The sequence below is a fragment of the Oceanobacillus phoenicis genome (assembly GCF_047238145.1).
Taxonomy (GTDB): domain Bacteria; phylum Bacillota; class Bacilli; order Bacillales; family Amphibacillaceae; genus Oceanobacillus.
Window position 1 is genome coordinate 201603 of sequence record NZ_JBDFME010000001.1, and the last position, 25520, is coordinate 227122.

Annotated in this window: 26 protein-coding genes and 1 riboswitch; of the genes, 12 read left to right on the forward strand and 14 right to left on the reverse strand. The window is 36.3% G+C overall.

From position 1 onward, the window contains the following. Positions 1-19: 19 nt before the first annotated feature. Together ABC346_RS01070 and ABC346_RS01075 are read right to left on the reverse strand one after the other, a co-directional pair. Entirely contained in the window at positions 20-283 is a 264-nt protein-coding gene (locus ABC346_RS01070; RefSeq protein ID WP_413236491.1) for a DUF3219 family protein, read from the reverse strand. 23 nt (positions 284-306) lie between these two features. Continuing rightward, positions 307-525 (reverse strand): GNAT family N-acetyltransferase, encoded by a 219-nt coding sequence (locus ABC346_RS01075; RefSeq protein WP_413233132.1) that lies wholly within the window; start codon positions 523-525, stop codon positions 307-309. Positions 526-903: 378 nt separating this feature from the next. On the opposite strand from ABC346_RS01075, the gene ABC346_RS01080 reads away from it, so the two are divergent. Further along, on the forward strand, positions 904-1344 hold the full coding sequence (locus ABC346_RS01080) for a YaiI/YqxD family protein (RefSeq protein ID WP_413233133.1): 441 nt from the start codon (positions 904-906) through the stop codon (positions 1342-1344). 122 nt (positions 1345-1466) lie between these two features. Here the strand turns inward: ABC346_RS01080 and ABC346_RS01085 are convergent, their stop codons facing one another. Further along, the gene (locus ABC346_RS01085; RefSeq protein ID WP_413233134.1) at positions 1467-2489 is read right to left on the reverse strand and encodes a FecCD family ABC transporter permease; all 1023 of its coding nucleotides are present in this window, start codon (positions 2487-2489) and stop codon (positions 1467-1469) included. After that, positions 2486-3499, reverse strand: a complete 1014-nt coding sequence (locus ABC346_RS01090; protein ID WP_413233135.1) for a FecCD family ABC transporter permease — start codon at positions 3497-3499, stop codon at positions 2486-2488. Before ABC346_RS01090 ends, ABC346_RS01085 begins: the two co-directional genes overlap by 4 nt. Before the next feature lie 197 nt (positions 3500-3696). Here ABC346_RS01090 and ABC346_RS01095 point away from each other — a divergent pair, with 197 nt between their 5' ends. The 8 genes from ABC346_RS01095 (at position 3697) to ABC346_RS01130 (ending at position 12065) form a co-directional block, all read left to right on the forward strand. Further along, the gene (locus tag ABC346_RS01095; protein ID WP_413233136.1) at positions 3697-4662 is read left to right on the forward strand and encodes an iron-hydroxamate ABC transporter substrate-binding protein; all 966 of its coding nucleotides are present in this window, start codon (positions 3697-3699) and stop codon (positions 4660-4662) included. A gap of 431 nt (positions 4663-5093) precedes the next feature. Further along, a complete protein-coding gene (locus tag ABC346_RS01100) occupies positions 5094-5927 on the forward strand; it encodes an ABC transporter ATP-binding protein (protein WP_413233137.1) in 834 nt (277 codons plus the stop codon). A 395-nt stretch (positions 5928-6322) separates the two neighbouring features. Further along, positions 6323-7918, forward strand: a complete 1596-nt coding sequence (locus ABC346_RS01105) for a Vga family ABC-F type ribosomal protection protein (RefSeq protein WP_413233138.1) — start codon at positions 6323-6325, stop codon at positions 7916-7918. 170 nt (positions 7919-8088) lie between these two features. Then, a complete protein-coding gene (locus ABC346_RS01110; protein ID WP_413233139.1) occupies positions 8089-8829 on the forward strand; it encodes an ABC transporter ATP-binding protein in 741 nt (246 codons plus the stop codon). After that, positions 8826-9593, forward strand: coding sequence for an ABC transporter permease (locus tag ABC346_RS01115; protein ID WP_413233140.1), 768 nt, complete (start codon positions 8826-8828; stop codon positions 9591-9593). Before ABC346_RS01110 ends, ABC346_RS01115 begins: the two co-directional genes overlap by 4 nt. A gap of 286 nt (positions 9594-9879) precedes the next feature. Beyond that, complete coding sequence (locus ABC346_RS01120) at positions 9880-10815, forward strand: aldo/keto reductase (protein WP_413233141.1); 936 nt, start codon at positions 9880-9882, stop codon at positions 10813-10815. Between the two features lie 203 nt (positions 10816-11018). Beyond that, positions 11019-11450 carry a MarR family winged helix-turn-helix transcriptional regulator gene (locus ABC346_RS01125; protein WP_413233142.1) on the forward strand — a complete coding sequence of 144 codons (432 nt, stop codon included), beginning with the start codon at positions 11019-11021 and terminating at the stop codon, positions 11448-11450. Between the two features lie 18 nt (positions 11451-11468). Beyond that, positions 11469-12065: an alpha/beta hydrolase gene (locus ABC346_RS01130; RefSeq protein ID WP_413233143.1), complete on the forward strand. Its 597-nt coding sequence runs from the start codon at positions 11469-11471 to the stop codon at positions 12063-12065. A 213-nt stretch (positions 12066-12278) separates the two neighbouring features. Here the strand turns inward: ABC346_RS01130 and ABC346_RS01135 are convergent, their stop codons facing one another. From ABC346_RS01135 to ABC346_RS01145, 3 genes are all read right to left on the reverse strand, one after another. Then, positions 12279-13235 (reverse strand): calcium/sodium antiporter, encoded by a 957-nt coding sequence (locus ABC346_RS01135; protein ID WP_413233144.1) that lies wholly within the window; start codon positions 13233-13235, stop codon positions 12279-12281. 68 nt (positions 13236-13303) lie between these two features. Then, positions 13304-14164: a VOC family protein gene (locus ABC346_RS01140; protein WP_413233145.1), complete on the reverse strand. Its 861-nt coding sequence runs from the start codon at positions 14162-14164 to the stop codon at positions 13304-13306. Between the two features lie 223 nt (positions 14165-14387). After that, positions 14388-14825, reverse strand: a complete 438-nt coding sequence (locus ABC346_RS01145) for a VOC family protein (protein WP_413233146.1) — start codon at positions 14823-14825, stop codon at positions 14388-14390. Between the two features lie 379 nt (positions 14826-15204). Beyond that, a riboswitch (PreQ1 riboswitch) is annotated at positions 15205-15249 on the forward strand. 9 nt (positions 15250-15258) lie between these two features. Between ABC346_RS01145 and ABC346_RS01150 the strand changes: the two genes are divergently transcribed. Both ABC346_RS01150 and ABC346_RS01155 read left to right on the forward strand, forming a co-directional pair. Next, complete coding sequence (locus ABC346_RS01150) at positions 15259-15741, forward strand: QueT transporter family protein (RefSeq protein ID WP_413233147.1); 483 nt, start codon at positions 15259-15261, stop codon at positions 15739-15741. Positions 15742-15816: 75 nt separating this feature from the next. Continuing rightward, positions 15817-16608, forward strand: coding sequence for a DUF3891 family protein (locus tag ABC346_RS01155; RefSeq protein WP_413233148.1), 792 nt, complete (start codon positions 15817-15819; stop codon positions 16606-16608). Positions 16609-16630: 22 nt separating this feature from the next. Here ABC346_RS01155 and metA read toward each other — a convergent pair whose 3' ends face one another. From metA to yfkAB, 3 genes are all read right to left on the reverse strand, one after another. Next, positions 16631-17542 (reverse strand): homoserine O-acetyltransferase MetA, encoded by a 912-nt coding sequence (gene metA, locus ABC346_RS01160; RefSeq protein WP_413233149.1) that lies wholly within the window; start codon positions 17540-17542, stop codon positions 16631-16633. Between the two features lie 363 nt (positions 17543-17905). After that, a complete protein-coding gene (locus ABC346_RS01165; protein WP_413233150.1) occupies positions 17906-18379 on the reverse strand; it encodes an NUDIX hydrolase in 474 nt (157 codons plus the stop codon). A gap of 149 nt (positions 18380-18528) precedes the next feature. Further along, on the reverse strand, positions 18529-19653 hold the full coding sequence (gene yfkAB / locus ABC346_RS01170) for a radical SAM/CxCxxxxC motif protein YfkAB (protein WP_413233151.1): 1125 nt from the start codon (positions 19651-19653) through the stop codon (positions 18529-18531). Positions 19654-19849: 196 nt separating this feature from the next. Here yfkAB and ABC346_RS01175 point away from each other — a divergent pair, with 196 nt between their 5' ends. After that, positions 19850-21448, forward strand: a complete 1599-nt coding sequence (locus ABC346_RS01175; RefSeq protein WP_413233152.1) for a catalase — start codon at positions 19850-19852, stop codon at positions 21446-21448. Positions 21449-21902: 454 nt separating this feature from the next. Here ABC346_RS01175 and ABC346_RS01180 read toward each other — a convergent pair whose 3' ends face one another. From ABC346_RS01180 to ABC346_RS01195, 4 genes are read right to left on the reverse strand one after another with little or no spacing between them, the layout of a single operon-like run. Then, entirely contained in the window at positions 21903-22787 is an 885-nt protein-coding gene (locus ABC346_RS01180) for a metal ABC transporter permease (RefSeq protein WP_413233153.1), read from the reverse strand. Beyond that, positions 22784-23701, reverse strand: coding sequence for a metal ABC transporter permease (locus ABC346_RS01185; RefSeq protein ID WP_413233154.1), 918 nt, complete (start codon positions 23699-23701; stop codon positions 22784-22786). Before ABC346_RS01185 ends, ABC346_RS01180 begins: the two co-directional genes overlap by 4 nt. Continuing rightward, a complete protein-coding gene (locus ABC346_RS01190) occupies positions 23679-24449 on the reverse strand; it encodes a metal ABC transporter ATP-binding protein (protein WP_413233155.1) in 771 nt (256 codons plus the stop codon). Before ABC346_RS01190 ends, ABC346_RS01185 begins: the two co-directional genes overlap by 23 nt. Further along, positions 24442-25383, reverse strand: coding sequence for a metal ABC transporter solute-binding protein, Zn/Mn family (locus tag ABC346_RS01195; protein WP_413233156.1), 942 nt, complete (start codon positions 25381-25383; stop codon positions 24442-24444). Before ABC346_RS01195 ends, ABC346_RS01190 begins: the two co-directional genes overlap by 8 nt. Positions 25384-25520 lie beyond the last annotated feature (137 nt).

A 25520-nucleotide genomic window follows, 5' to 3' on the forward strand; every position in this document is an offset into this window, starting at 1 on the left:
CTATCAGGTAATATGAAATTTATTTTTCAACTAATAGCAAGAAAAAGTCCCCTTCTTTTCCTTCTTCATATAAATTGGTAATCGATGTTGCGTATTGCTTGATTGTAGCTGAAAAAGTTATATTTTTTTCTGGTACTTGTACTCGAAAATCATTTTCATATAATAATACCGTAATATCATGATAGGTTTCACTCGTCACTTTAAAGTAAAACGACAACTCTGTTTTTTCATTTTGTTCCTTTAACTTAACATCTCTAGCAATTAATTCTTGGTTGTTTAACACAATTACCAAGGTATCGCCTCCTATTATACTCCTACTTTTTCACTTCTTCTTTCCATTAAAACAATATCTCGCCAGCTGTTATCCATTCCTTCCATCTTCCCAATTTTTTCTCTAACCCCTACTTTACGAAAACCAAATTTATCATGTAACTTGATGCTGCCTATATTCTCAGGAAAAATTTCAGATTGCAACATCCAAAAGCCGTCTTTCTCACTTTGTTCAATTAATGATTTCAACAACATAGAACCAATCCCTTTTCCAACGCTATTTTTATCTAGGGTAAATACTGACTTCAGCTACGCCTGAGTAAAATTGCCGGGATGATATAGGTAATAATGCTGCCCAACCTAATATATTGGTCCCCTCTTTTACAACTAATCGACAAGTCGATAGATGATCCTTGTCCCATTCATTCCAGCTTTCCCACTCTGGTTTTGTTGTTTCAAAGGTTGCATTCTTTGCTTCCATGCCTTGAATATATATATATTCAATACTTCATTCCGATTTTTTCATGTTTTCTACTATGGTCACAACGATACCTCAAATCTTCTTTGATTATATTTTTCAAAAAGCGATGATTTCGGTACAATATATTTAGTATATATGAGGGAGCGAAATAAATGAAAGTATATGTGGATGCAGATGCTTGTCCAGTAAAAGACATTATTATTAAAGAAGCTGGAAACCATAATATATCCGTTACTCTTGTAACCAGTCTATCTCATTATTCCCTTCATGAACATCCGTCTCATGTCGAAACCATTTATGTAGATACTGGTGCAGATGCTGCAGACTATCGCATTATGCAATTAGCACGAAAAGGAGATATTATCGTCACTCAAGATTATGGATTAGCTTCTCTAGCCTTAGCAAAAGGTTGTTATGTACTTCATCATAAAGGATTTGCCTATACAAATCATAATATCGATCAATTATTACAATCTCGATATTTAAGTGCTAAAGAAAGAAAAAGCGGGAAACGCACGAAAGGGCCTAAAGCACTAACGGAAGAAGATCGAATGAATTTCAATCAATTATTTCTTCAGTATATTACTAAGTAATTCAACCAAATTGATTAGAAAAAAACGCCTCTATAGTTGGCTACTGTATGAGCCAACAATAAAGGCGTTCCCATATTCGTACTTAAACCTTCCTTGATATCTATTCGGTCATCTGATTTATCCTACTTTGTTTTCATTAATAAATAGATAAAGTATGGTGTACTTACGATCGAAACTACGATACCTACAGGAATGGAGCTTGGCGCTAATAAGTTGCTTCCAATTATATCAGCTACCACTAATAAAACTGCACCAAGTAAAGCTGAGATAGGTATTACATATTGATGCATAGGCCCAACGATTTTTCTTACAATATGAGGTACTACTAATCCTAAGAAAGCAATTGCTCCTCCTGCAGCTACAGACGCTCCAGCTAACGCCACAGCAATGAGTAAAAGCAACCCTCTTTCCTTTTCCACTTTGATGCCCAAACCAGAAGCTACATCATCACCTAAGTTAAAAACGTTAAGCGATTTTGACTTTTTAATGGCAATTGGAATGAGTATTAGCATCCATGGTAATAAGGCAAACACAAAATTCCAATTCGCATTCCAGATATCCCCTGATAACCAAATAGTTACTTGTCGATAATTCTGCGGATCCATTTTCAACTGCATAATGGTCAGTAATGCACTAAAAGCCGCATTTACACCGATTCCAACTAGCACCAAACGAATAGCTGTAACTCCTTTTTTCCAAGCTAACGCATAAATAATTGCTGCAGCTGTTAATGCTCCAATTAAAGCAATAAATGGCATCGCAAAAATAGACAGCGGGCTTGAACTCGGTATAACACCTTGAAAGAAAAATAAGAATAATACAATCGCAAATCCTGCACCTGTGTTAATTCCTAGTATCCCAGGATCAGCTAACCCGTTTTGGGTGATTCCTTGCATAATAGCTCCAGATACTGCTAATCCTGCTCCAATTAATAATGCAAGAATAATTCCAGGTAACCGAAAATTAAATAACACGAGTTCTTGCTGATCCGTACCATTTTGCATTAATGTCTGTATGACCTCTTTTGGAGATATAGAAATTACTCCCATATTTAAACTGAGAAACGAAAACCCAATCAATAATACAATCAATATTCCACTAATCGTCCAAAAACGTTTCCACTTTATTTGTTCTAATTCATTCATTTCCTGTCACCCCCACTACCTCTTGCTAAGTAGAGGAAGAATGGTACACCAATAATAGATGTAATCGCACCAACTGGTGTTTCGAACGGTGCGTTAATCATTCTAGCAACTAAATCTGCATTTACTAAGAGAAGCGAGCCAAACACTGCTGAAGTTGGAATGATCCATCGGTAGTCTGTGCCAATAATAAATCGTGTGATATGAGGAATAATTAACCCAACAAACCCGATAGAGCCTGCTATTGATACTGCCACTCCTGTTAATAGTAATACTGAAATGATACCCATTATTTTAATTACCGTATTATTTTGACCCAAACCTGTCGACAGATCATCACCCAGACTTAGTACTGTAATAGATTTTGAAATAGATAGTGCAATCAGCATTCCTAAAATCCCAATCAAAACTAACAGCTGAACTGATCCCCAGTTTGTCCCATCCAATCCACCTGCGAGCCAAAAGCCAATATCTTTTTCCAGTTGAAAATGTAATGAGATAACAGATGACATAGATCGTAATAACGTTCCAATAGCTACTCCTGCTAAAGCTAACTTAACCGGTGTGAGTCCACTACTTGAGAACGAACCAACTAAAAACACGAGCGTAACAGCTACACCGGCTCCAATAAATGATCCTAGCGTTTGTCCTGCACTAGATACAGAAGGAAAAAAAGCCATCATTATAACTAGTGCAAATGCAGCGCCATCAGTCACACCCATAATGGACGGAGAGGCTAATGGATTTCGAGTCATCCCTTGCATTACAGCACCTGATACTGCTAAAAAAGCACCTACTAAGGCAGCAGATAATGCTCTAGGAATACGTAGCTCCTGGATAACTTGGTGCGATTGATTATCTGGACTAAAATGTACTACGGCATTCCAAACTGTATGTAAATCTATATTAGTGGAACCATAGGAAATAGATACTCCGATTGAAAAAACGATTAAACATAGGCCAATTAAATTTAGTCCCAATTTTGATATGGGAGATTTTGTAATAGATTTCATATAAATACTCCTAAAGAAGATAAGTATGTAGATCTATATATTTAAAGATCCATACAGCTATATTTAGCTAGGTATCTAATAGATTTTAACCTAGTGATGAACCGCAATTCTAACAACAGTAGATTACATTGACTTTCTAATTGAAAGTGATTATCATTAGCGTTAGATGAACATTATAACATAGAGGAGATTGAATCATGCAAAAATACCTATCTAAAAATAGACTATATGCCGTATTATTTATTGCTATAATATTGCTTCTAGCTGCCTGTGGAAGCGATGACAATAATGATGCTGCAGATAACGGTTCGAATACTAGTACCGAAGAGAATACAGAACAAACCGTAGATTCTGAAATGGGAGAAGTAACCATCCCGGCGAATCCAGAAAAGATATTAGCACCTTACCACGAAGATACCCTGCTAGCGCTTGGAATCACTCCTACAGCAAAATGGGCAATTGGTGAAAGTGTACAAAACTACTTAGAAGAAGATCTTCAGGGTGTAGATACAATCGAATGGACAATGCCTTTAGAGCAAGTATTAAGCTATGAACCTGACCTCATTATATTAGAAAATAGTTTAGATAGCTATGAAGGAACTTATGAAGATTATTCAGCAATCGCTCCTACCTACGTGATGAGCCAAGAAGAAACATCTGACTGGCAAGCTCAATTAACTCGTTTTGGAGAGCTGCTTGGTAAAGAAGATGAAGCGGAGCAAGCAAATGCTGATTATGTATCTAAAGTAGAAGAAGCAAATACGGAGCTTCAAGATATTTTAGGAGATGAATCAGTAGCATTTATGTGGGTAACCGGCGGACAATTCTTCTTATTTGAAGAAAATCGTCACTCTGCAAACATGATCTACTCAGAATTAGGGGTAGAAGTTCCTCAACTAGTGAAAGACTTAGGTGAGACAGAAGCTACTTGGAATCCGATATCTCTAGAAAAATTATCTGAGCTAGATGCTGATCATGTAATCACTCTTGGGCTTGAAGACGACGAAGGATTTGAAACGTTAAACAATAGTAATGTATGGCAAAATACAGAAGCTGTTCAAAACAATCAAGTTTACCACATTGAAGACCAAAGTAACTGGACAAACAGTGGTATTATAGCGTATGAACAAACAATTGATGAATTAATGAATACCATTAAATAAGAAAACTTACAAGAGGCTGAAACAAAAAGTATTGCTTAAAATACAAAAGATAGTTTAAGAAATTCTCCAACACTTAAGAGATGTGGAGCCAATTTTAAACATCATTTATTGGAATTTTAATTCATTACTTGTTTTTAGCCTCTTTCTTTTCCATTACTACTCCATTAATGCATTTATGTGGGGGGGTGGAACATTACAATCAACAAGATACTCTTGGATTGCATTAGCAAACGGATGCTCACCTAGCCGCCCACGGTAAGTGTTAGTATATTTCTAAAAGCGGGTTTTCAAAGCCTATTCAAATTCATCTTTTACTAAATACTTTTGACACAGCCTTAATTGAAAATTATTATCATTGACGAATGACTTTTTAACCAATAAAATGAGAGTAACGTCATAGTGTACGTGTTTTGAACCGGGAGGCGATTACGTTGGATACACTAACAGCGAATAACTTAACACTCGGATTCGGTGATCGCATCATCATCGATGAACTAGATATCTCCATACCTAAAGGAGAAATCACTGTATTCATCGGTCCAAATGGATGTGGAAAATCAACGTTATTACGCTCTTTAGCTCGATTATTGAAGCCTAAAAACGGGTCGGTTGTCCTAAACGGCCAAGATATAGCAAAAATGCGAACAAAAGAGGTTGCACAAAACCTTTCTATATTGCCACAGTCACCAACAAGTCCTGAGGGGCTTACTGTTTATGAATTAGTAAAACAAGGAAGGCATCCTTATCGCAAAATGATGAAACAATGGTCTCAAGAAGATGAAGAAGCAGTTCTACGAGCACTTCAAGATACGAATATGCGTGAATTAATGAATGAACCAGTTGATTCTTTATCCGGCGGCCAACGCCAACGTGCGTGGATTGCTTTAACGCTTGCACAAGAAACGGATATCATTCTTTTGGATGAGCCAACTACTTATTTAGACTTAACTCATCAGATTGATGTTTTAGATTTATTATTTGAATTAAACGAAAAAGATAATCGTACGATCATAATGGTACTGCATGACTTGAATCTTGCCAGTCGTTATGCTCATCATATCATCGCAATAAAAGATAAAAAGGTCTATGCACAAGGTAAGCCTGAAGACACAATTTCAAGTGAGTTGGTTTCTGACGTATTTCGTATGCGTTGTAATATTGCTTGTGATCCAATTTTTGGAACACCGATGTGTATACCACATGGAAGAGGTAGAAATTGCGCTATGAAAGAGTCTACGAACACCCCTGCTTCAACAGCTTTATAAGCTACTCATCCCCCATTGTGAACTCATCGATTTTGGGGGTGTCTTTTATTTTTTATCTTGCCTATTATTAAAAATAAGGATGACATTCTTTTTTCTTTCCGTTATAATGACAATAACATTTGAATCGAAAGGGTGAATCAAGGGAACATGAAGTACTAATCCTGTTATTAATCAAAGAAAATTCATATTGGCATAAAGACTATCGTATGGAAATATCATCGATATGTTTTGTTATGTTTAATTGGATTTTCCAGAACAGGATTAGCTTCTATCTTTCCTTGTATATGTGCTATGGGATAGCTTTATTTCCTATAGACAAATACCCGTTGCTATCCCCTGTTCTGGAAAAGAACGGGGGCTTTTTTGTCTCCAAAAATAAAAATGGAGATGATTATATGACAATATTGGAAATTAACCATGTTCAGTATACGATAAAAGATCGAACACTAATAAATATTGATCAACTGTCCATTTCAGAGAATGACCGAATTGGTTTAGTAGGTCCCAACGGAACTGGGAAATCAACACTTTTAGAGTTATTAGCAGAGAAGCGAACCCCTGATTCCGGGAGCATAAAAACGTATACTCAAGTTGAACTTTTACCTCAAATGAAAAGAAAAGACACTACAAAAAGTGGCGGCGAGGTCACCCAAGAATATATTACTAATTCATTAAAATCTAAGGCAGGTCTTCTCTTAGCAGATGAACCAACAACGAACCTTGATACCAAACATATCGAATGGGTAGAGAAAAAATTATCTACTTGGCAAGGTGCCTTAATTATTGTCTCACACGACCGTTTTTTCTTAGATAAGCTATGTACGAGTATTTGGGAACTAGAAGATAGTAAGTTAAAAATCTACAAAGGAAATTATTCTGACTATCGAGAACAAAAAGACCTTGAAATCCAACAACAACAACAAGCGTACGAACAATATCAACAAAAGAAACAACAACTTGAAAATGCGATCGAAAAAAAAGAACAACGAGCACAAAGAGCTACTAAAAAACCGAAACAAGTAAGTCGTTCTGAAGCTAAAATCACAGGGGCAAAACCTTACTTTGCGAAGAAGCAAAAAAAATTACAAAAAACAGCAAAGGCATTGGAAACTAGGTTAGAAAATCTAGATAAAGTAGAAAAAGTAAATGATATCCCCCCTATAAAAATGGCTTTGCCCATGCAAGATAAGATAGCTGGGAAAATCATTATACGCATGGAAGATGTAGAAGGAAAGGTACCAGAAAAACTATTATGGGAATCCACAAACCTCTATGTCAAAGGTGGCGATAAATTAGCAATAATAGGAGAAAACGGGACTGGAAAAACAACTCTAATTAAAAAGATTATCAGTAGTAATCATACAGGCATTACTATTAATCCTTCCATAAAGATAGGTTATTTCAGTCAAAACTTATCAGTGCTTGATACTGATAAATCCATTCTTGTAAATGTTCAAGAAACATCGAAGCAGCAAGAATCACTGATTCGCACCGTTTTAGCTCGACTGCACTTTTTCGATGAAGATGTGCATAAACCGGTCCATGTATTAAGTGGCGGAGAACAAGTCAAAGTAGCTTTTGCAAAACTGTTTGTGAGTGATATCAATATGCTTATCCTCGACGAACCGACAAACTTTCTTGATATTGAAGCAGTTGAGGCACTGGAAGGTTTATTACAAAGTTACGTTGGAACGATCCTATTTGTATCTCATGATCGCCATTTTATTAATCAAATAGCTACTCGCATAGTGGAAATCAAAGGAAAACAGCTACACTCTTTCGATGGGAGTTATAAGGCCTATCAAGATATCCCCACTAAAACTCATGAACAAGAGGATTCACTTGAACAACAAAAATTGGTTATTGAAAATAAAATCACAGAAGTATTAGGAAAACTTAGCCTTAACCCAAATGAAGAATTAGATCAACAATTTCAAGAACTACTCAAAGAGAAAAAAACAGTTATTGAGCAAATCAATAATAAAATGTAATATCTGAGAGGTTGGGATAAAAGTATTTTACGCAAAAGATAAACCCGAGTGGTTGGCTTTTGACTAATACTTTTTGTTATTTCCCAACTTTTTTCTTTTTACTTTTGATAAATTATAATTAGGGTATAACTAAGCATATACACCGAAACTAAACTAGGAAGGATTGTACGATGACGGATCCAAATAATCATAAAGAAACAGCCCTCCAATTAGAGAATGTAAGCTTCTCTGATGGAGACATATCAATTATAAAACAAGTTTCAGGAATCATTCCAAAGGGTAAAATTACCACTTTAGTCGGGCCATCTGGAGCCGGAAAAACAACTATATTCCGACTATGTAATGGACTCATTTCACCAGATGAAGGTACTATCCGTCTTTTTGGAGAGTCCATTTCCACATTAGAGCCTACTAACGTAAGAAGAAATGTAGGACTAGCTTTGCAACAAGCGACCATGATTAGTGGTACTGTTATGAAAAACCTTGCTTTACCTAAAACGATTCAAGGAGAATCGCTAGATGAGGATACAGCCCTTTCTCTTCTTGAACAAGTTGGATTAGATGAGGGATTATTACATCGCCATGTAGGAGATTTATCCGGCGGTCAGAAACAAAAAATATCGATCGCACGAACGTTGGTAAATGAACCGAGTATTCTTTTACTTGATGAAATCACATCTTCATTGGATCGTGTATCTAAGCGAGATATTGAGCAATTAATTAAAAAACTTAACCAAGAAAACGATGTTACGATTGCTTGGATTACCCATAGTATTGAACAAGCTCTATCTATCGGAGACTATACTTGGGTAATGATGAATGGGGCATTATTGGAGTCTGGTAATAGTAACTTGCTTGAAAATCCTAAGAATCCAGCAGTCCGTGAATTTGTAAAGGGAGAACTATCATGAGCTTAACAGCATTGGCACTATCATTAATTTTCGTCCTTATTCCCCTGATATTATCTAAATCATTAAATTTACAATTAGAAAAAGATACGCTTGTAGCAACAATTCGTTCCATCATCCAATTATTTGCGGTTGGATATGTACTTTCTTTAGTATTTGAAGCTGAGAACTACATTTTTATAATACTTATGGTTGTATTAATGATTACAGCTGCCACACATAACGCCAGAAAAAAAGGAGCTTCTATAAAAGGAATTACCTGGAAACTAGTGACAACATTTGTCCTTATTGAAGTTATTACGCAATCAATATTATTAGGATTTCAAATTACACCTGCAACTGCGCAATACATTATCCCAATAAGCGGAATGATGATTGGAAATTCTATGGTATTATCAATTTTATTTTTAAATCGATTTACATCTGAAATCCAGACTAGAAAGAACGAAACGGAATTAATTCTTTCTCTTGGGGGTACTCCAAGGCAAGCAATCCACACTTCATTAATTAATTCTATTAAAGCTAGCCTGATTCCAACGATTGAGAGTCAAAAAACGATAGGATTGGTTCAATTACCCGGTATGATGAGCGGACAAATTATTGCTGGTGCTGACCCAATTCAAGCGGTTCAATTTCAATTACTTATCTTATTCTTATTATTAACAACAGCTTCTGTAACTAGTGTTATGCTCGGCTTCTTATCGTACCCGACGCTCTTCAATGAAAGAATGCAAATGGTAAAATTACGTACCAAAAAAGAAAATTAATTAAAGTGTGTTCATATAGAAACGACCGAGAAGATCGAAGCGTCGTAGCTTGACTACCGGAACGTATGCAGTTCATACAGGAGGAACTAAAAAAGCAAGCCAGCGAGCTTCCACGGGATATGGTGGATTCAGGGTTGAACCACAGGATGTGGGCGTTTTAGCAGAAGGTCCCCTGATATGTGTCATTTTCACGGGACTTTTTGAACACCTCTTAAAGTTCATTTACTTGTATGAGCGCTGGTAGACTTTTACAATGGAAATATCACAACCTAAAGGAGAGATAAAAATGACCAAAAGAGTAACACTCGGAAAGTCAGATGTAGATATTAACCCGATTGGTTTAGGCGCTAATGCAGTTGGTGGTCACAATATTTATCCAAATTTAGATGAAGAAGTTGGTAAATCCCTAATTCAAACAGGAATAGAAAACGGACTTGATTTTATTGATACAGCATATGGTTATGGAAATGGCCGCTCAGAAGAGTTAATTGGGCAAGTATTAACAAGTCTCGGAAATCGATCAGATGTTGTTCTTGCTACTAAAGCTGCACAAACAGTCATAAATGGAGAAGCAGGAGTTGACAATTCTCCAGCCTTCTTAAAACAGGCTGTTGAAGACAGTCTAAAACGACTGCAAACCGATTATATTGATTTATTCTATATCCATTTCCCTGATGAAAAAACTCCTAAAGACGAAGCGGTCGGGGCATTAAAAGAATTAAAAGATGCAGGAAAAATAAGAGCTATTGGAATATCAAATTTTTCACCAGAACAAGTGAAAGAAGCCAATAAAGACGGTTATGTTGATGTACTACAGGGACATTACAATTTACTAAAACGAGATGCAGAGACAGATTATTTTACTTACACTACAAATAATAATATTACTTTTATCCCTTACTTCCCTTTCGCATCTGGAATTTTAGCAGGTAAATATTCTGTAAACAGTACGTTCGAAGACTTCCGCTCTGATATGCCTCACTATCAAGGCGATCAATTTAAACAAATACTTACCAAAGTAGATCAATTAAAACAGCTTGCTTCTGATAAAAATACCCAAGTAGCTCATATTGTACTAGCCTGGTATTTAAAGCATGATGCAATTGGTGCTGTCATTCCGGGTGCCAAACGACCTGAACAAGTGATTAATAACCTTAAGGCGCTTGATGTAACACTTACCGAGAAAGAATTTACAGTGATTAGTGAGCTTTTTGCAAAATAATTGTTAATGTATAAAAAGTGAGAAGCTTGTACAAAATGTACTGCACTCTTGCATATCAGATTTTGTATGTAATCTGTATATCATAAGAGCCGCATGTATCATTGTACAAGCTTCTTTTTCGTTTAGTTGACAAGATAACATAATTTCGTTAAAATAAACTTAATTAAAGATAGTTTAATTAAAACTATTAAGGAGGGAAAATAATGTCTGAGAACTTTTCATTAAAAGCATTTGTAGTCATTATGAAGGCTTCCCGAACATTAGAGGAAATTACAAAAAAAGATATCAAAAAGCACGGAATGCGCACTTCAGATTTTACAATATTAGAAGCATTATATCATAAAGGAAAACAAACTATTCGAGAAATTTCAGAGGCTGTATTAATTAATACTGGTTCTATTACCTATGTCATTGATAAATTAGAAAAAAACGGGCTACTCACTCGTTCAGATAGTCCCGATGACCGTCGTGCGGTTTATATTGAAATTACCGATAAAGGAAAAGAGATTATGGATGATATTTTCCCAAAACACCAGCGAGTCATCGAAGAAATATTTGACGGAATTTCAGAAGAAGAAAAACAAACCGTCATTGATGTATTAAAACAAGTAGGAACAAAAAATATGAAAAGATAAATGAAAGGAAGTGAAAGAATGCAACATATTTTCAAACAAGGTTCGGATCAGAATAAACCTACTCTTCTACTATTACACGGTACAGGTGGAACCGAAAACGATTTACTACCACTAGCTGAAATTATTGATAGCGAAGCAAACATACTCAGTGTGCGAGGTAACGTGTCAGAAAATGGAATGCCGCGATTCTTTCGTCGACTAGCAGAAGGTGTATTTGATGAGGAAGACCTGATTAATCGAACAGAAGAATTGCATCAATTTCTCGATGAAGCAAGCGAGAAATATAATTTTGACCGCAATAAAATAACAGCAGTTGGCTACTCTAATGGGGCAAATATAGCAGCAAGTCTATTATTTCATTATGAAAACTCTATAGAACAAGCGCTTCTCCATCATCCGATGGTGCCACGAAGAGGAATTACACTTCCAAATTTAAGTGGTAAAAGAGTATTTATTGCAGCTGGCACCAATGATCCAATTTGTGCTCCAGAGGAATCAGAGGAGTTAGAGCAATTACTCAAAGATGCTGGTGCCCAAACAAAGCTTCATTGGGAAAATCATGGACATCAGTTAACTATTAGTGAAGTTAGAACGGCAGCTAGCTGGTACAACTAAATGATAAAAATAGAAGAAGTCGGGGTATACCTAAAGTGTTGCTCAGAATGATGATTTTTGAAATATACTTCGCTTATCTTAAAGCGGCTGGTAAGCCTCCAGATGCTTATACATTTGGAACTCACCAGCCGCGCTTTAGTCTCCGTAAATTTCTTATGCTTATTCTAGCTATTATTCGTCTTGACCAATACTTTTAATATGTCACCCTCTACTTTAATTTCGGATAATGATATAGACCATATAGGCAATGTAAAATAAGGCTAAAATCAATCCTTCTTTTCTTCCAATTCGATATTTCGTTCTTGAGAAAATAAGAAGTAAGACCGTTAAGATAATCATAAGCCATATATCTGTAAATATCTTTTCGTTAACTGCAAGAGGTGTAATCACTGATGATGCACCTAATACAAATAAAATGTTAAAGATGTTACTTCCAACAATATTACCAAGTGCGATTTCACTTTCCTTTTTCAACGCAGCCGATATCGAAGTAACTAATTCAGGCAGTGAAGTTCCAATTGCCACAATCGTTAAACCAACAAGTGTTTCACTCATTCCTAGTGAATAGGCAATTTCGGTAGCATTCGTGACAACAAGTTGCCCTCCACCAATGATTCCAGCTAATCCAATAATGGTAATTAAACTATTCTTCCCCCATGAAATACCTTCATTTGAAAAATCTTCTTCACTGGATTCTTTCCGACTTTTTAAGCCAACTTCAATGATATAGTACATAAATATAGTTAAGAATAGCAATAGAATAACTCCATCACTTCTCGTTATCATATTCGATGATAGACCTTGAAGAAAAACATCGGACATAAGTACAAGTAAAGCTACACTTGCTAGTAACGTAAATGGAATCTCTTTTTTAATTGTCTCATTTTGTACTCGAAGTGGGAAAATAAATGCCGCCAAACCAACTACAAGTGTAATATTAAAAATATTACTACCTACTACGTTACCGATAGAAACATCTGCTGTTCCTTCTAATGCAGCTATAATACTTACCGTCGCTTCTGGTGCACTTGTACCTAATGCAACAATCGTTAACCCAATTAATATCGGTGGTACCCGGAGTAGTTTTGCTATATTAGATGAACCATCCACAAACCAGTCCGCTCCTTTTACTAATAATGCAAATCCTACTACTAACCATACATACTCCACGTATTCCACCCTTTCTATTTTAAAAGTCTTGTATATATTCTATCTTCTTATGGATATCGCGTCCATTTCTATTGTTCACTACTTAGTAAAATCGTATTCCCAGCTGGATCTTCGACAATATCATCTTGTGTCTCATATCCTAAATGGGACAATCGGTGAATAACAGCTTGCTTTTTATCTTCAGTAGGATAACGAAGTGTATAGTATTTTAGCCCAACTTCATATTTTTTCGGGGAAGCTGCGTCTTCTCCATTCCAAATATTAACCGCTAAGTGATGATGATAACCTCCATCAGATAAAAACAATGCTCCTGGGTATTCAGTGACAACTTGAAATCCTAATCCATCCACATAGAACTGCTGCGCTTTATCTAAATTGTCAACGTGTAAATGAAGATGGCCAACAATGGTATTATCTGGAGCACCATTCCATTCATGTTGACTAGCCGCTTCTAATAAACCTTGCGCATCAAGTGCTTCTGTGCTCATTTCAACCTTATTTTCCACACTCCATGACCATTCAGAAGAAGGACGGTCTCTTGCAATTTCTAAACCGTTCCCATCAGGGTCAGACATATAAATAGCTTCACTAACTATATGATCTGAGGCACCGATTCTTAGTTGATTTGCAATATCCAACTGCATAAAATGACGTAAAAATGCTCCTAAGTCTTCTCTCGTAGGAAGTAAAATTGCCACATGATATAAACCTGTTGTTCTCCCTTGTTTTGTGAGCACATTCGTTGGTTGCTCCAAGGTTAGAATTACATCTTGACCATTGGCGCTAAGCTTTACTTGATTACCCACTTTCCTTAATACGTGTAACCCCAGGACTTGTTCGTAAAATTGAATTGATTTATTTAAATCACTTACTTGAAGTGTAACATCCTGTATATACATTGTTGGAACTTCAAAGAATTTCTTTTCCATATTAATATCCCTCTTTCATTATATTTTAATAGTTACTTACTTTATGTAATCGATTATATCTTTATAATTGAAGATAGTCAATATGATCAGCTTACCATCTATTGTTACCAGATAGATAAATAACTTGCTCCATATAATAAAAACAGACCTTCATTTGAAAAGTCTGTTTTTATTCGATATCATTCATGTCTAAAAGCTATAGTTACTCTTTAAACAAATACTTTTACATACTATCTCTTTTTTCCTCCCAAAGTTTTAAGCGTTCTTCATGAGATACTTCTTTGTATACTTGATGTAACATCCATAAGTACCCAAAAGGATCAATAAACATGGCATTCGAAATACCATAGTCAGGAAGGTCTGTCACGGCTTGTACTTCAATACATCCCAGTTCCATTGCTTTAGTGTATGTGTCTTTAATATCAGGAACGATTACATTAAACCAAATCGTTTTAGGATCATCCTGGCTTGGTGCTATCAATTCAAATTTTGGATTTTCATCCAGCATATGAAAACGCACTCCATAAAGACTAAAAATAACCTCGTTCTCACCCTTAGGAAAATCGGAAACCTCAACTCGCTCAATATCAAATATCTTCTCATAATACTCCAATGCTTTTAAGCTGTCTGATACTACTAAATCAATTTCTACTCCAGTCATTTTTATCGCTCCTTTTATTTATTAATTTTCCTCTTATTTTTATTATACTTTTTACACAGTCTATATCTTTACTTTTAAAAAACCACAGCTACATCCAATACATACGATTTATGATTTGTACTTAATTTCCTTTTTATTTTTTCTTCTATCGAATAAATATATACTAGCCCCAACCAATATTAACATAAGACCAAGTACTACCTAGTATATATATGTTGGTTGATGTATCAGGCAATTTTTGGTTTTTTGTTACCTTGTCAACGTCTGTATTAGTGGAATCACCATTATCTTCAATGTTAACAGCAAAAGTTTTCATATGCTATATTCACTCATTTTGACAGATTACAAGCCTTCAATTATACTAATCTAATGTGATTTGATCACCGTGGTTCGTAACCATCCCACGCAAAAAAACTAGGGAGGAAAATTAAATATGAACGTAAAAACGTTAGTAATTAATGGCTTAATAGCGGCTTTATATGTTGTTGTTTCTATAGCTATTGCGCCATTTGGCTTTACAAATATACAGTTTCGCATTTCAGAGATGTTCAATCATCTAGTCGTATTTGATAAGCGTTATTTCTTTGGAATTGTAATTGGAGTGTTTATCGTTAACCTCAATTCACCACTTGGTTGGTACGACCTCGTATTCGGGGTTGCTCACTCTGTTATTTCACTAGGAATTATTATTTTCTTATCTAAATTTATTAAGGACAAATTAACGCTACTATTTCTAAATACGATTGTATTTACGTTTAACATGTTTATCATTGCGTTTGCATTAAACCTTGCACTAGAACTTCCATTCTGGTTTACGTGGTTAACAACTGCAATTGGGGAATTCGGTGTGCTATTAATTGGTATTCCTATATTCTATGCATTGCACAAGCGCTTACGCTTTGATAAGCTCATATAAAGTATGAAGAACCTTAGACAGTGACAATTGTCTAAGGTTCTTTTTGAAAGTCTACCATTAGAGAGGATGGGACAGATGATTGTTAGAGAAAGAGAAGATGAGTTGATATTAATCACACAAGATGATCATGCTCAAATATCAGGAGATATACTTGATAATTGGAAATTAGATTACTTTCAGGGTACAGAATGGAGAGATTCCGTTCTTTATGCTGCTTACCAACATGATTTGGGTTGGAAAGAATTTGATCGTCAACCATTTTGGAATGATGTTACCAATCAACCCTATACATTTGCCGATTTTCCAAATGTACCTAAAACCGTATTATATAAGTATGGAATTAATGAAGTAGAAAAAGTTGATTTATACGCTGCATTACTGTGTAGTGAACATTACAAAAGATTTTTAGCTAATAACACTTCTCTTGAAGCTCAAGCTTTTGTAGAACATGAAGAAACAAGACAAGAACGTATCATAGGGACACTTTCGAATTTCAACAAACGTTTGTTTGAATTTCATTACGGACTGCTTCAACTTTCAGATAACCTTTCATTATACGCTTGTATGAATGAGCCTGGTGCAACCGGTGATAATCAACATCCATTTTTCAAAAAAGGAATCCCAACGAATCATACTTTACACTATGTACTAGATGAACAGATGCAAATAAGCTGGCAAAATGAAGACACCATTGTTATGGATAATTTTCCATTTGATAGACCTTTCTCTATCTCTATTCCATATAAGCAAATATCCAGACAAAAAATTCAACATCATGGTCTTGTAGAAGCTTATGAACAAGCAACTCTAGAACAGCACCCAGTACTTATTACTTCTCAAAACCATATCGAAAAGGCTTCCGAGTAATTCGAAAGCCTTTTTCTCTATGCTATTCCCCCCATTGATATGGAGTCTCTTGATAAACGTAATAATTTAACCAGTTGGAAAATAGTAAACTACAATGACTTTTCCAACGATATTTCGGATCTTGTTCAGGGTCATCATGAGGGAAATAATTCTCCGGAATAGCCGTATCAATACCTCGTTGATGATCACGATGATATTCTTCTGCTAAAGTTTCTGCACTATACTCCAGATGCCCTGTTGCCATAATATGCTTTCCATCTTTTGAAGCGAGCAAGAATACACCCGCATCGTCCGATTTAGCTAACAACTGTAGATCTGGATGTGCTTTAATCTCATCTATAGATACATCGGTATACCTAGAATGTGGTGCAAAGAAGTAATCATCAAATCCTTGTACTAAACGTTCATGCGGATGAAACAGTTTATGCTCATATACTCCAAAACATTTTTGTGGCAAATGATATTTATTAATACCATAATGATGGTAAAGGGCAGCCTGTGCCCCCCAACAAATATGCAGTGTTGACGTAACATTTTCTTTGGACCAATTCATTATTTCCTGTAATTCTTTCCAATAATCCACTTCCTCAAAGGGCAAATGCTCTACAGGAGATCCGGTTATGATCATTCCATCAAATTTCTTGGATTTTACTTCTTCAAACTTCTTATAAAACGTATCCAAATGATACTTACTCGTATTCTTTGATTCATGTGAGGACATTCGTAAAAACGATACATGAACTTGCAGAGGTGTGTTACCTAGAAATCGCAATAATTGCGTTTCTGTTTTTTGCTTTTCTGGCATTAAATTGAGGATTAATATATTCAGTGGTCGTATATCTTGCGTAATCGCACGTTGTTCATCCATCACAAAAATATTCTCTTTTTCTAATATATCTTTTGCAGGCAAGTGTAACGGTATTTTAATCGGCATCTCTCGTACCCTCCACAATTACAACTAAGTTAATTTTATTGTAAAGGCTCACGTGAAAAGTTCAACCCTATTTGGAAAATTTTATCTAAAAGTCACAAATTATTAACCTTTCATTCAATCACTTTTTTTATTTTTCTTTATGACTTCTGATGTTTTACGAAGGTCCTCCATTTTATAGTCTACATAACTTTTATATACATCTATTGAAATAAACATGCGTTTGTTCCTCCTCAAATATTTCTGACACTCTTTATTCTATTGAGTCGAGACACTTTCGTCGTCGGCTAGTGGACTGATTTTATAGCACAAAAAAATGCTACTAGGACAGTAGCATTTTCTACAACTTCAGATGTATGATTTATCCTACCAAGCTGAAAATACTGAAATAGTAGGTACAATTAAACCTTTATTTTGCATATCATAGTATTTATCTTTATTCACCCACATCGCATCGATAACTTCATCTTCTTGAAAAGATAGCTCGTCAACAACTACATTCGAATGAAATAACCAAATATCTTGATGAGAAACATTTTTAGTTTGCTGAAGAATCAACTCCCCATCTTCTGGAGTTAATTGCAACCCAATCTCTTCGGAAACTTCCCGTAATACTGCTTGGAGACTATTTTCACCTTGAATAGCTGATCCTCCAGTATTCTCCCAGAAACCTCCGAAAGGCTTTTGTGGATGCCGTTTTGATAACAAAATTTCATTATTATCATTTTTTACCCATGCACGAACCACAAGGTGAAAACACCCATCCGGAATCTCGATCCCTCTTTGATGTGTTTTTCCTATTTTGTTTCGATCTATATCATATAAATCCCATAACTCCATTAGATTGAGCCACCTTTTTACTTTGAAAATGTGTTAACTCTTCTATCTGTTTTTCTAGATGGTTTAAGCTTTGAAGTATCTGAAGATAATAGGGAATTAAAGAAGCGAAATGCTAAAATGTGATATTCCTCTTATAACGCTTCCTACCATCATTGACTTATTCGTGCCTTTCGCTTTTGGAAATCAACATCTTTATAGTATGCATTTTTCACGAGTACATTTGGCCCTAAGCAAGATACTGCCGGACAATGACAATTTAAGCTTTTAGCTGTCTTTGTCTCCATCCAACGATCGTATGCGCTAGTTAAAGAATCTGTTTTTATATTTCCTAGCTTCGGTTCATCACCAAAGTCTGTAACAATTACATCACCCGTGAAAATATTTACATTCAATCGAGAACGACCATCTGGATCATTACGAACAGAAACATTTGGTTCTTTGTATAGACGCTTAAGTAATTCGATATCTTCATCATTCCCGCTACATGCATAGAATGGCAAAGTCCCAAATAACATCCATAAGTCTTGGTTTCGATGATTTAACAATCGAGTAATCCCTTCTCGCATCTCATCTAAAGATAAAATTTCTAGATTTTCCGCAAAATCTACTGGATACATTGGATGAATTTCATGGCGAGCACAGCCCATTTCCAGTACATGGTCGTGAATACTTTCTAAATGTGGGAATGTTCGTTTGTTCAACATGGTTTCAGCCGAAACCATTACACCTTCTTTCGATAACCGTTGTGCATTTTCCACCATACGTTCAAAATACTTAGCACGATTTTCTTCTGAAGGTTTTCGTTCCATTAATGCAAATCCTGTCTCCGCAAATTCTTCAACCGTTCCCCAGTTATGTGAAATATGTAATACATCTAGGTAGGGAACAATTTCTTCATATCGATTATATGGCAAGGTTAAGTTGGAATTCATCTGTGTCTTAATACCACGCTCATGGGCATATTTAAGTAAAGGCAAAACATATTGACGAACCGATTTTTTATTCATCATCGGTTCCCCTCCTGTAATACTTAACGTTCGCAAATGCGGAATTTCATCTAATCGTTTCTCTATCAGATCCATTGGAAGTGCATCCGGATCTATTTGTTGTAAGGTATATCCAACAGCACAATGTGCGCAACGCATATTGCACATATATGTCGTTGTAAATTCAATATTCGATAATGTCATTTTCCCGTGTTGCTTTACGTCCATGTAAGCTTCCCATGGATCATTGGTTGGCGACATCGGTTGATTCATTGTACGTACACTCATTTTTTACAAAACTTCCTTTCTATTTACCTTATTTATTTTAACATGTATACCATTACTTGCTTACCCCTCATTTACAATTGATGAGATTTACAAAGAAAAAATGTTTAAATTCCGATTATTTTTAGTCCCATTGGAAAAGATAAAAAAGAATATATCTGTTGGTATTGACAAAAACCAAAGGAAATGAGGGACACACATGGCAAAAAAAGATGAATCCATGAATAAAAGTAACTTAGAAAAAGATATGTCACTTACAAATCGTCAAGGTCATCCTGTAACTAACAATCAAAACATACGCACAATAAGTAACCGTGGACCTGCTACATTAGAAAACTATGACTTTATTGAGAAGATTAGTCATTTTGACCGTGAAAAAGTTCCAGAAAGAATCGTACATGCACGCGGAGCTGGAGCTCATGGATATTTTGAAACGTATGGTACAGTTGGGAATGATCCAGTATCCAAATATACACGAGCAAAAGTATTTCAAGATAAAGGTAAACAAACTCCTGTATTTGTACGTTTTTCTACAGTAGTTCATGGAAACCACTCCCCAGAAACGGTTCGCGACCCACGTGGGTTCGCGGTGAAATTCTATACCGAGGATGGGAACTGGGATTTAGTAGGAAATAACATTAAAATATTTTTTATTCGAGATGCAATGAAGTTCCCGGATATGATTCATGCCTTTCGTCCGGATCCGGTAACTAACATTCAAGATTCTGAAAGATTCTTTGATTTTTGTGCAAACTCGCCTGAATCCTTTCATATGGTAACGTTTATATATTCTCCTTGGGGAATACCGGCAAATTATCGTATGATGCAAGGATCTGGAGTGAATACGTATAAGTGGGTTAATAAAGATGGCGAGGCTGTACTTGTAAAGTATCACTGGGAGCCAAAGCAAGGTATTAAGAATTTAACTGCCAAAGAAGCTGAAGAAATTCAAGCTACCAACTTCAATCATGCAACACAAGATTTATATGATGCGATTGAAAATGAGGACTATCCAGAATGGGAGTTATTTGTTCAAATTATGAGTGATGATGAACATCCAGAGCTTGATTTTGATCCGTTAGATGATACAAAATTATGGCCAGAGGATCAGTTCCCATGGCATCCAGTCGGTAAAATGGTATTAAATAAAAACCCTGAGAATTATTTTACAGAAGTAGAACAAGCCGCATTTGGTACGGGTGTTTTAGTGGATGGATTAGACTTCTCTGACGATAAAATGCTGCAAGGAAGGACGTTCTCTTATTCCGATACTCAACGCTATCGTGTTGGAGCAAACTATCTGCAAGTACCAGTCAATGAATCTAAGAAACGCGTGGCAACGAATCATGAGGGTGGTCAGCTACGTCAAAAAAATGATAAAGCTCCTGGACAAAATCCACATATTAACTATGAGCCATCTGTACTTGGTGGCCTAGAAGAGACTGAACAAACCGGTAAAGAATACACGCCTCACATTGAGGGGAATCTTGTGCGCGAATCCATTGATCGGAATGATAATACCAAGCAAGCTGGACATACATTCCGTGAATTTGAAGAATGGGAAAAAGCAGATTTAATTTCCAATCTAGTCGGCGATCTATCTGTAAGTGATCAACGTATTCAAGATAAAATGATTGCTTTAGCAGAAGAAGCAGATGAGGAATATGGAAGACGTTTACGTGAAGGATTAGCAGAAGCGAAGAAAATGGGTACACCACATAATCCTTTAGGAGCAAAAGATGCTGAACAAGCTCCGAAAAAAGCAATAGATAAGGGGCATGACGCTGACCCATATTAAGTTAAAATAATATATGAAAATTCGAGCCACAGATTGGAGTTCAGTTCTGTGGCTCGGTTTTTTTATATGACCATGTTAATGAGTTACCATGGTTGCGTTGGACTACGTATTCTGGGCACTCATCTGGCTTATGAGTTACCATTACTGCTTCGTTCTTCGTATTTCGGGCACTTATCTGGCTTATGAGTTACCATCTCTGCTTCGGTCTTCGTATTACGGGCGCTCATCTGGCTTATGAGTTACCATTACTGCTTCGTTCTTCGTATTACGGGCACTCATCTGGCTTATGAGTTACCATCTCTGCTTCGGTCTTCGTATTACGGGCGCTCATCTGGCTTATGAGTTACCATCTCTGCTTCGTTCTTCGTATTACGGGCACTCATCTGGCTTATGAGTTACCATCTCTGCTTCGGTCTTCGTATTACGGGCGCTCATCTTATCAGCACTTTTCCTCTTAAGACGAATGTTCGATTACTTCAGGTGGTTTCACCCATTTCGATACTAAACCATGCTTTGGTGATAGAAGGAAGCTTATTAAGAAAATAAGTCCAGTTGCAAATGCCATTGATCCAGAAATGGATGTATCCAGCCATGTTGCGATCCAATATCCAACGACAGCTGCTAACACACCGAAACTTCCACTCAACAGTAGCATAACAACCAACTTATCTGTCCATAGATATGCTGCCGCTGCTGGAGTAATGAGCATTGCCACAACAAGTATCGCACCCACCGCATCAAAAGAAGCTACAGTGGTTACGGAGACGAGTGTCATAAACACATAATGTAGTAGCAATACAGGAATACCAATACTTGCAGCCAAAGCCGGATCAAAGGAAGTTATTTTCCATTCCTTATAGAAAGCAACGATAAAGAAAATAACAATCAATAATACTATCGCTAGTAATGCCGTCGCCCGTGGAACATCTCCGATTATCGGGAGACTTACAGTTGTAAATGGAATAAATGTGATTTCACCCATTAATGCGTGTTTTACATCAAGATGAACATTTCCAACTGAAGTTGATATCAATATGACACCAATCGCAAATAATGTAGTAAATACAATCCCCATCGAGGCATCATGTTGTACTTTTAGTGAATTTAACATTTGTACAAGAAATGCTGTTAATATACCGGCTAAGATCCCTCCGACTAGCATCGAAGTACCACTTAATTGTTGTGTAACCATATAGGCCAACACAATTCCTAATAACACCGTATGACTTATTGCATCTGCCATCATCGCTTGCTTTCTCAAAATCAGAAATACACCAATTAATCCACAGGAAAGACCTACAAGTGCAGCAGTCAAAATAATCCAAGCTGTATACGTCATGATGCATCACCATCTTTTATAGCTAATAATTCATTATGGGAATTTCGTTGTTGTATCTTATATTGAATATAACGAACAATTATTCCTTTCTCTTTTCCAAGTAATAATGAAAAGATAAAGAATGCAGCTGAAATTACAACGATAAATGGCCCCGTCGGTAGACCACTTCCAGTTGAACTAATCCAAGAACCCGCTGCTCCTGATATTCCTCCAAAAGTTGCAGAAAGTAGAATCATATTTCTAAAGGAATGCGTCCAATATCTTGCGCTAACAGCAGGAATAATTAACATCGCTGCCATAAGAATAACACCAACAGCCTGGATCCCGATTACAATCGTGGTTACGAGAATAAGTGTATAAAGTACATTCATTCCACGTATAGACATCCCTATTCCTTTTGCAAATGAAGCATCGAATAAATACAGTTTCCATTCTTTAAATCCAATAAGTACGATAAATATAACAATTCCAGCAAGTACAATCATTGTCAATACATCAGAACGAACCATTGCGGCAGCCTGACCATAGATGAAACTATCTAACCCACTTTGATTTCCACCTGCAGAACGGTTAGCGATTGATAACAGCATTACGCCAACACCGTAAAACACAGAAAGAACCATCCCCATTGCGGTATCTTCGGTTATTCGGCTCGATCCTGTTATCCATTGGATTAAAAAGGCACCGAACAACGCACTCGCAGCGGCTCCAATCACTAGTAATAATAAATTTTTCTCACCAATGATTAAAAATGCAATAACTACTCCTGGTAAAGCAGCATGAGAAAGCGCATCGCTCATTAAATTTTGTCTTTTCCAATAAGCTAAGCAACCAATTATTCCTGCCGCTATTCCTAAGATTGCAGTACTAAGAAGTACCCACATTGTATTACTATGAAGTAGTGTGGACCACATACTGATCTCCCTCTCCAATCCATTGCATATTACCGCCATATGTCTTCGCAATGTTCTCTTTCGTAAAGATTTCGTCTGTCTTTCCATACGCATAAACGGTACGATTTAAAAATAATACATGATCAAAATACTCGGGTACTGTCTGTAAATCATGATGTACAACCATTACTGTTTTCCCTTGTTGTTTTAATTCTTGAAGAATTGCCATAATCGCTTTTTCTGTAGACGCATCTACTCCAGCCAGTGGTTCATCCATAAAGTATAAATCAGCATTTTGAACCAAAGCACGTGCTAAAAAGACACGCTGTTGTTGCCCGCCAGAGAGTTGACTGATTTGCCGATGCGCATAAGCAGTCATTCCCATCTTATCCAATGCTTCCATGGCTTTCTCTTTGTCTTTTTTTGAAGGTGTACGGAGCCAACCAATTTTTCCATAGAGACCCATCGTCACTACATCTAAAGCGTCCGTCGGAAAATCCCAGTCAACCGAACCACGCTGTGGTACATATCCAATCTTTTTCTTCGCTTTCTTGAACGTCTGTCCCCAAAAGTTTACCTTACCAGTTAAGATTGGATGAAGCCTAAGCATCGTTTTAATCAACGTTGATTTTCCAGCACCATTTGGACCAACAATTCCTGTTAGCGTACCTTCTTCAACTTGAAACTGAACATTTTCTAATACTTTATTTTTTTGATAAGAAGCAGATAAATCATCTACACGGATGACAGATGATCCCACTTTAATCATCTCCTCTAGTTAATGCTTCATGAATGATATCTATATTATGCTGATACATTCCAATATAAGTACCTTCATCTGTACCTTCTTCTCCCATTGCATCGGAGAATAATTCTCCACCTAGTTGTACATCAACACCGTTGCTCGATGCACCTTCAATAACTGCATTAATGGAATCTTGGTTTACGCTACTTTCAACAAAAATAGCTGGTACTTCGTATTCCTCAATTAATCCAATTGTTTCATTAATATCAGAAACGCCAATTTCTCCTTCTGTACTGAGTCCTTGCAACCCAACTACTTCCATATCGTGCTGGTTTCCAAAATAACCAAAGGCATCATGGGCTGTAACTAATACACGTTGCTCTTCCGGTATTTCTTCTAATTTAGCTGCTCTCTCTCGTAAGCTATCTAACTCTTCAAAATAGGCTTGTTTATTTGCTTCAAAATCGTCTGCATGTTCCGGTGCATATTCCTTTAATTCTTCGACCGCTCTATTTAAAGCACTTTCCCAAAGATCGATATCAAACCATATATGCGGATCGACCGCTCCTTCTTCGTCTTCCAGCAATTGTTTTTCTGAAAGTGTATCTCCTATTGCTAAAACAGGTTTTTCAGTACCGATTGAATCAAACACATCGACCATATTCACTTCTAAATTTAATCCATTATAAAAGATTATATCTGCGCTATCGACTTTTGAGATATCACTTTGAGTCGGATTATATAAATGCGGGTCTACCGAAGGTCCCATTAAACTTTCAACATTTACATGTTCTCCACCAATTACGGATAGAGGTTCGCCGATTTGTGCAATAGTCGTAACTACATTTATTTTTTCTTCTCCATTACTTGTATTCTCTTCACTTGATCCACATGCTGCTAGAAATAATAATCCAACAAGCATTGCCAAGCCCCATATCTTTTTCTTGAAGGTCTTCATTTTGTATTCTCCTTTCTATTTTGCCCTAGGTAAACTTTATTCGTTAATCCCTACTTTATGCTTAGTTTTTTATTTTGTCAAGTAAATTTTACAAAGGATACTTTTTTGCATTAGGGAAACTTATTCACCATAATAAA

Excerpts from the sequence above, each read along its gene's own strand:
- ABC346_RS01110 (WP_413233139.1), top strand. The coding sequence starts at position 8,089 with ATGACGGATCCAAATAATCATAAAGAAACAGCCCTCCAATTAGAGAAT.
- ABC346_RS01140 (WP_413233145.1), bottom strand. The coding sequence starts at position 14,164 with ATGGAAAAGAAATTCTTTGAAGTTCCAACAATGTATATACAGGATGTT.
- ABC346_RS01150 (WP_413233147.1), top strand. The coding sequence starts at position 15,259 with ATGAACGTAAAAACGTTAGTAATTAATGGCTTAATAGCGGCTTTATAT.
- ABC346_RS01165 (WP_413233150.1), bottom strand. The coding sequence starts at position 18,379 with ATGGAGTTATGGGATTTATATGATATAGATCGAAACAAAATAGGAAAA.
- ABC346_RS01090 (WP_413233135.1), bottom strand. The coding sequence starts at position 3,499 with ATGAAATCTATTACAAAATCTCCCATATCAAAATTGGGACTAAATTTA.
- ABC346_RS01095 (WP_413233136.1), top strand. The coding sequence starts at position 3,697 with ATGCAAAAATACCTATCTAAAAATAGACTATATGCCGTATTATTTATT.
- ABC346_RS01175 (WP_413233152.1), top strand. The coding sequence starts at position 19,850 with ATGGCAAAAAAAGATGAATCCATGAATAAAAGTAACTTAGAAAAAGAT.
- metA (WP_413233149.1), bottom strand. The coding sequence starts at position 17,542 with ATGCCGATTAAAATACCGTTACACTTGCCTGCAAAAGATATATTAGAA.
- ABC346_RS01120 (WP_413233141.1), top strand. The coding sequence starts at position 9,880 with ATGACCAAAAGAGTAACACTCGGAAAGTCAGATGTAGATATTAACCCG.
- yfkAB (WP_413233151.1), bottom strand. The coding sequence starts at position 19,653 with ATGAGTGTACGTACAATGAATCAACCGATGTCGCCAACCAATGATCCA.
- ABC346_RS01080 (WP_413233133.1), top strand. The coding sequence starts at position 904 with ATGAAAGTATATGTGGATGCAGATGCTTGTCCAGTAAAAGACATTATT.
- ABC346_RS01130 (WP_413233143.1), top strand. The coding sequence starts at position 11,469 with ATGCAACATATTTTCAAACAAGGTTCGGATCAGAATAAACCTACTCTT.
- ABC346_RS01190 (WP_413233155.1), bottom strand. The coding sequence starts at position 24,449 with ATGATTAAAGTGGGATCATCTGTCATCCGTGTAGATGATTTATCTGCT.
- ABC346_RS01180 (WP_413233153.1), bottom strand. The coding sequence starts at position 22,787 with ATGACGTATACAGCTTGGATTATTTTGACTGCTGCACTTGTAGGTCTT.
- ABC346_RS01125 (WP_413233142.1), top strand. The coding sequence starts at position 11,019 with ATGTCTGAGAACTTTTCATTAAAAGCATTTGTAGTCATTATGAAGGCT.
- ABC346_RS01105 (WP_413233138.1), top strand. The coding sequence starts at position 6,323 with ATGACAATATTGGAAATTAACCATGTTCAGTATACGATAAAAGATCGA.
- ABC346_RS01145 (WP_413233146.1), bottom strand. The coding sequence starts at position 14,825 with ATGACTGGAGTAGAAATTGATTTAGTAGTATCAGACAGCTTAAAAGCA.
- ABC346_RS01195 (WP_413233156.1), bottom strand. The coding sequence starts at position 25,383 with ATGAAGACCTTCAAGAAAAAGATATGGGGCTTGGCAATGCTTGTTGGA.
- ABC346_RS01085 (WP_413233134.1), bottom strand. The coding sequence starts at position 2,489 with ATGAATGAATTAGAACAAATAAAGTGGAAACGTTTTTGGACGATTAGT.
- ABC346_RS01155 (WP_413233148.1), top strand. The coding sequence starts at position 15,817 with ATGATTGTTAGAGAAAGAGAAGATGAGTTGATATTAATCACACAAGAT.
- ABC346_RS01075 (WP_413233132.1), bottom strand. The coding sequence starts at position 525 with ATGTTGTTGAAATCATTAATTGAACAAAGTGAGAAAGACGGCTTTTGG.
- ABC346_RS01115 (WP_413233140.1), top strand. The coding sequence starts at position 8,826 with ATGAGCTTAACAGCATTGGCACTATCATTAATTTTCGTCCTTATTCCC.
- ABC346_RS01185 (WP_413233154.1), bottom strand. The coding sequence starts at position 23,701 with ATGTGGTCCACACTACTTCATAGTAATACAATGTGGGTACTTCTTAGT.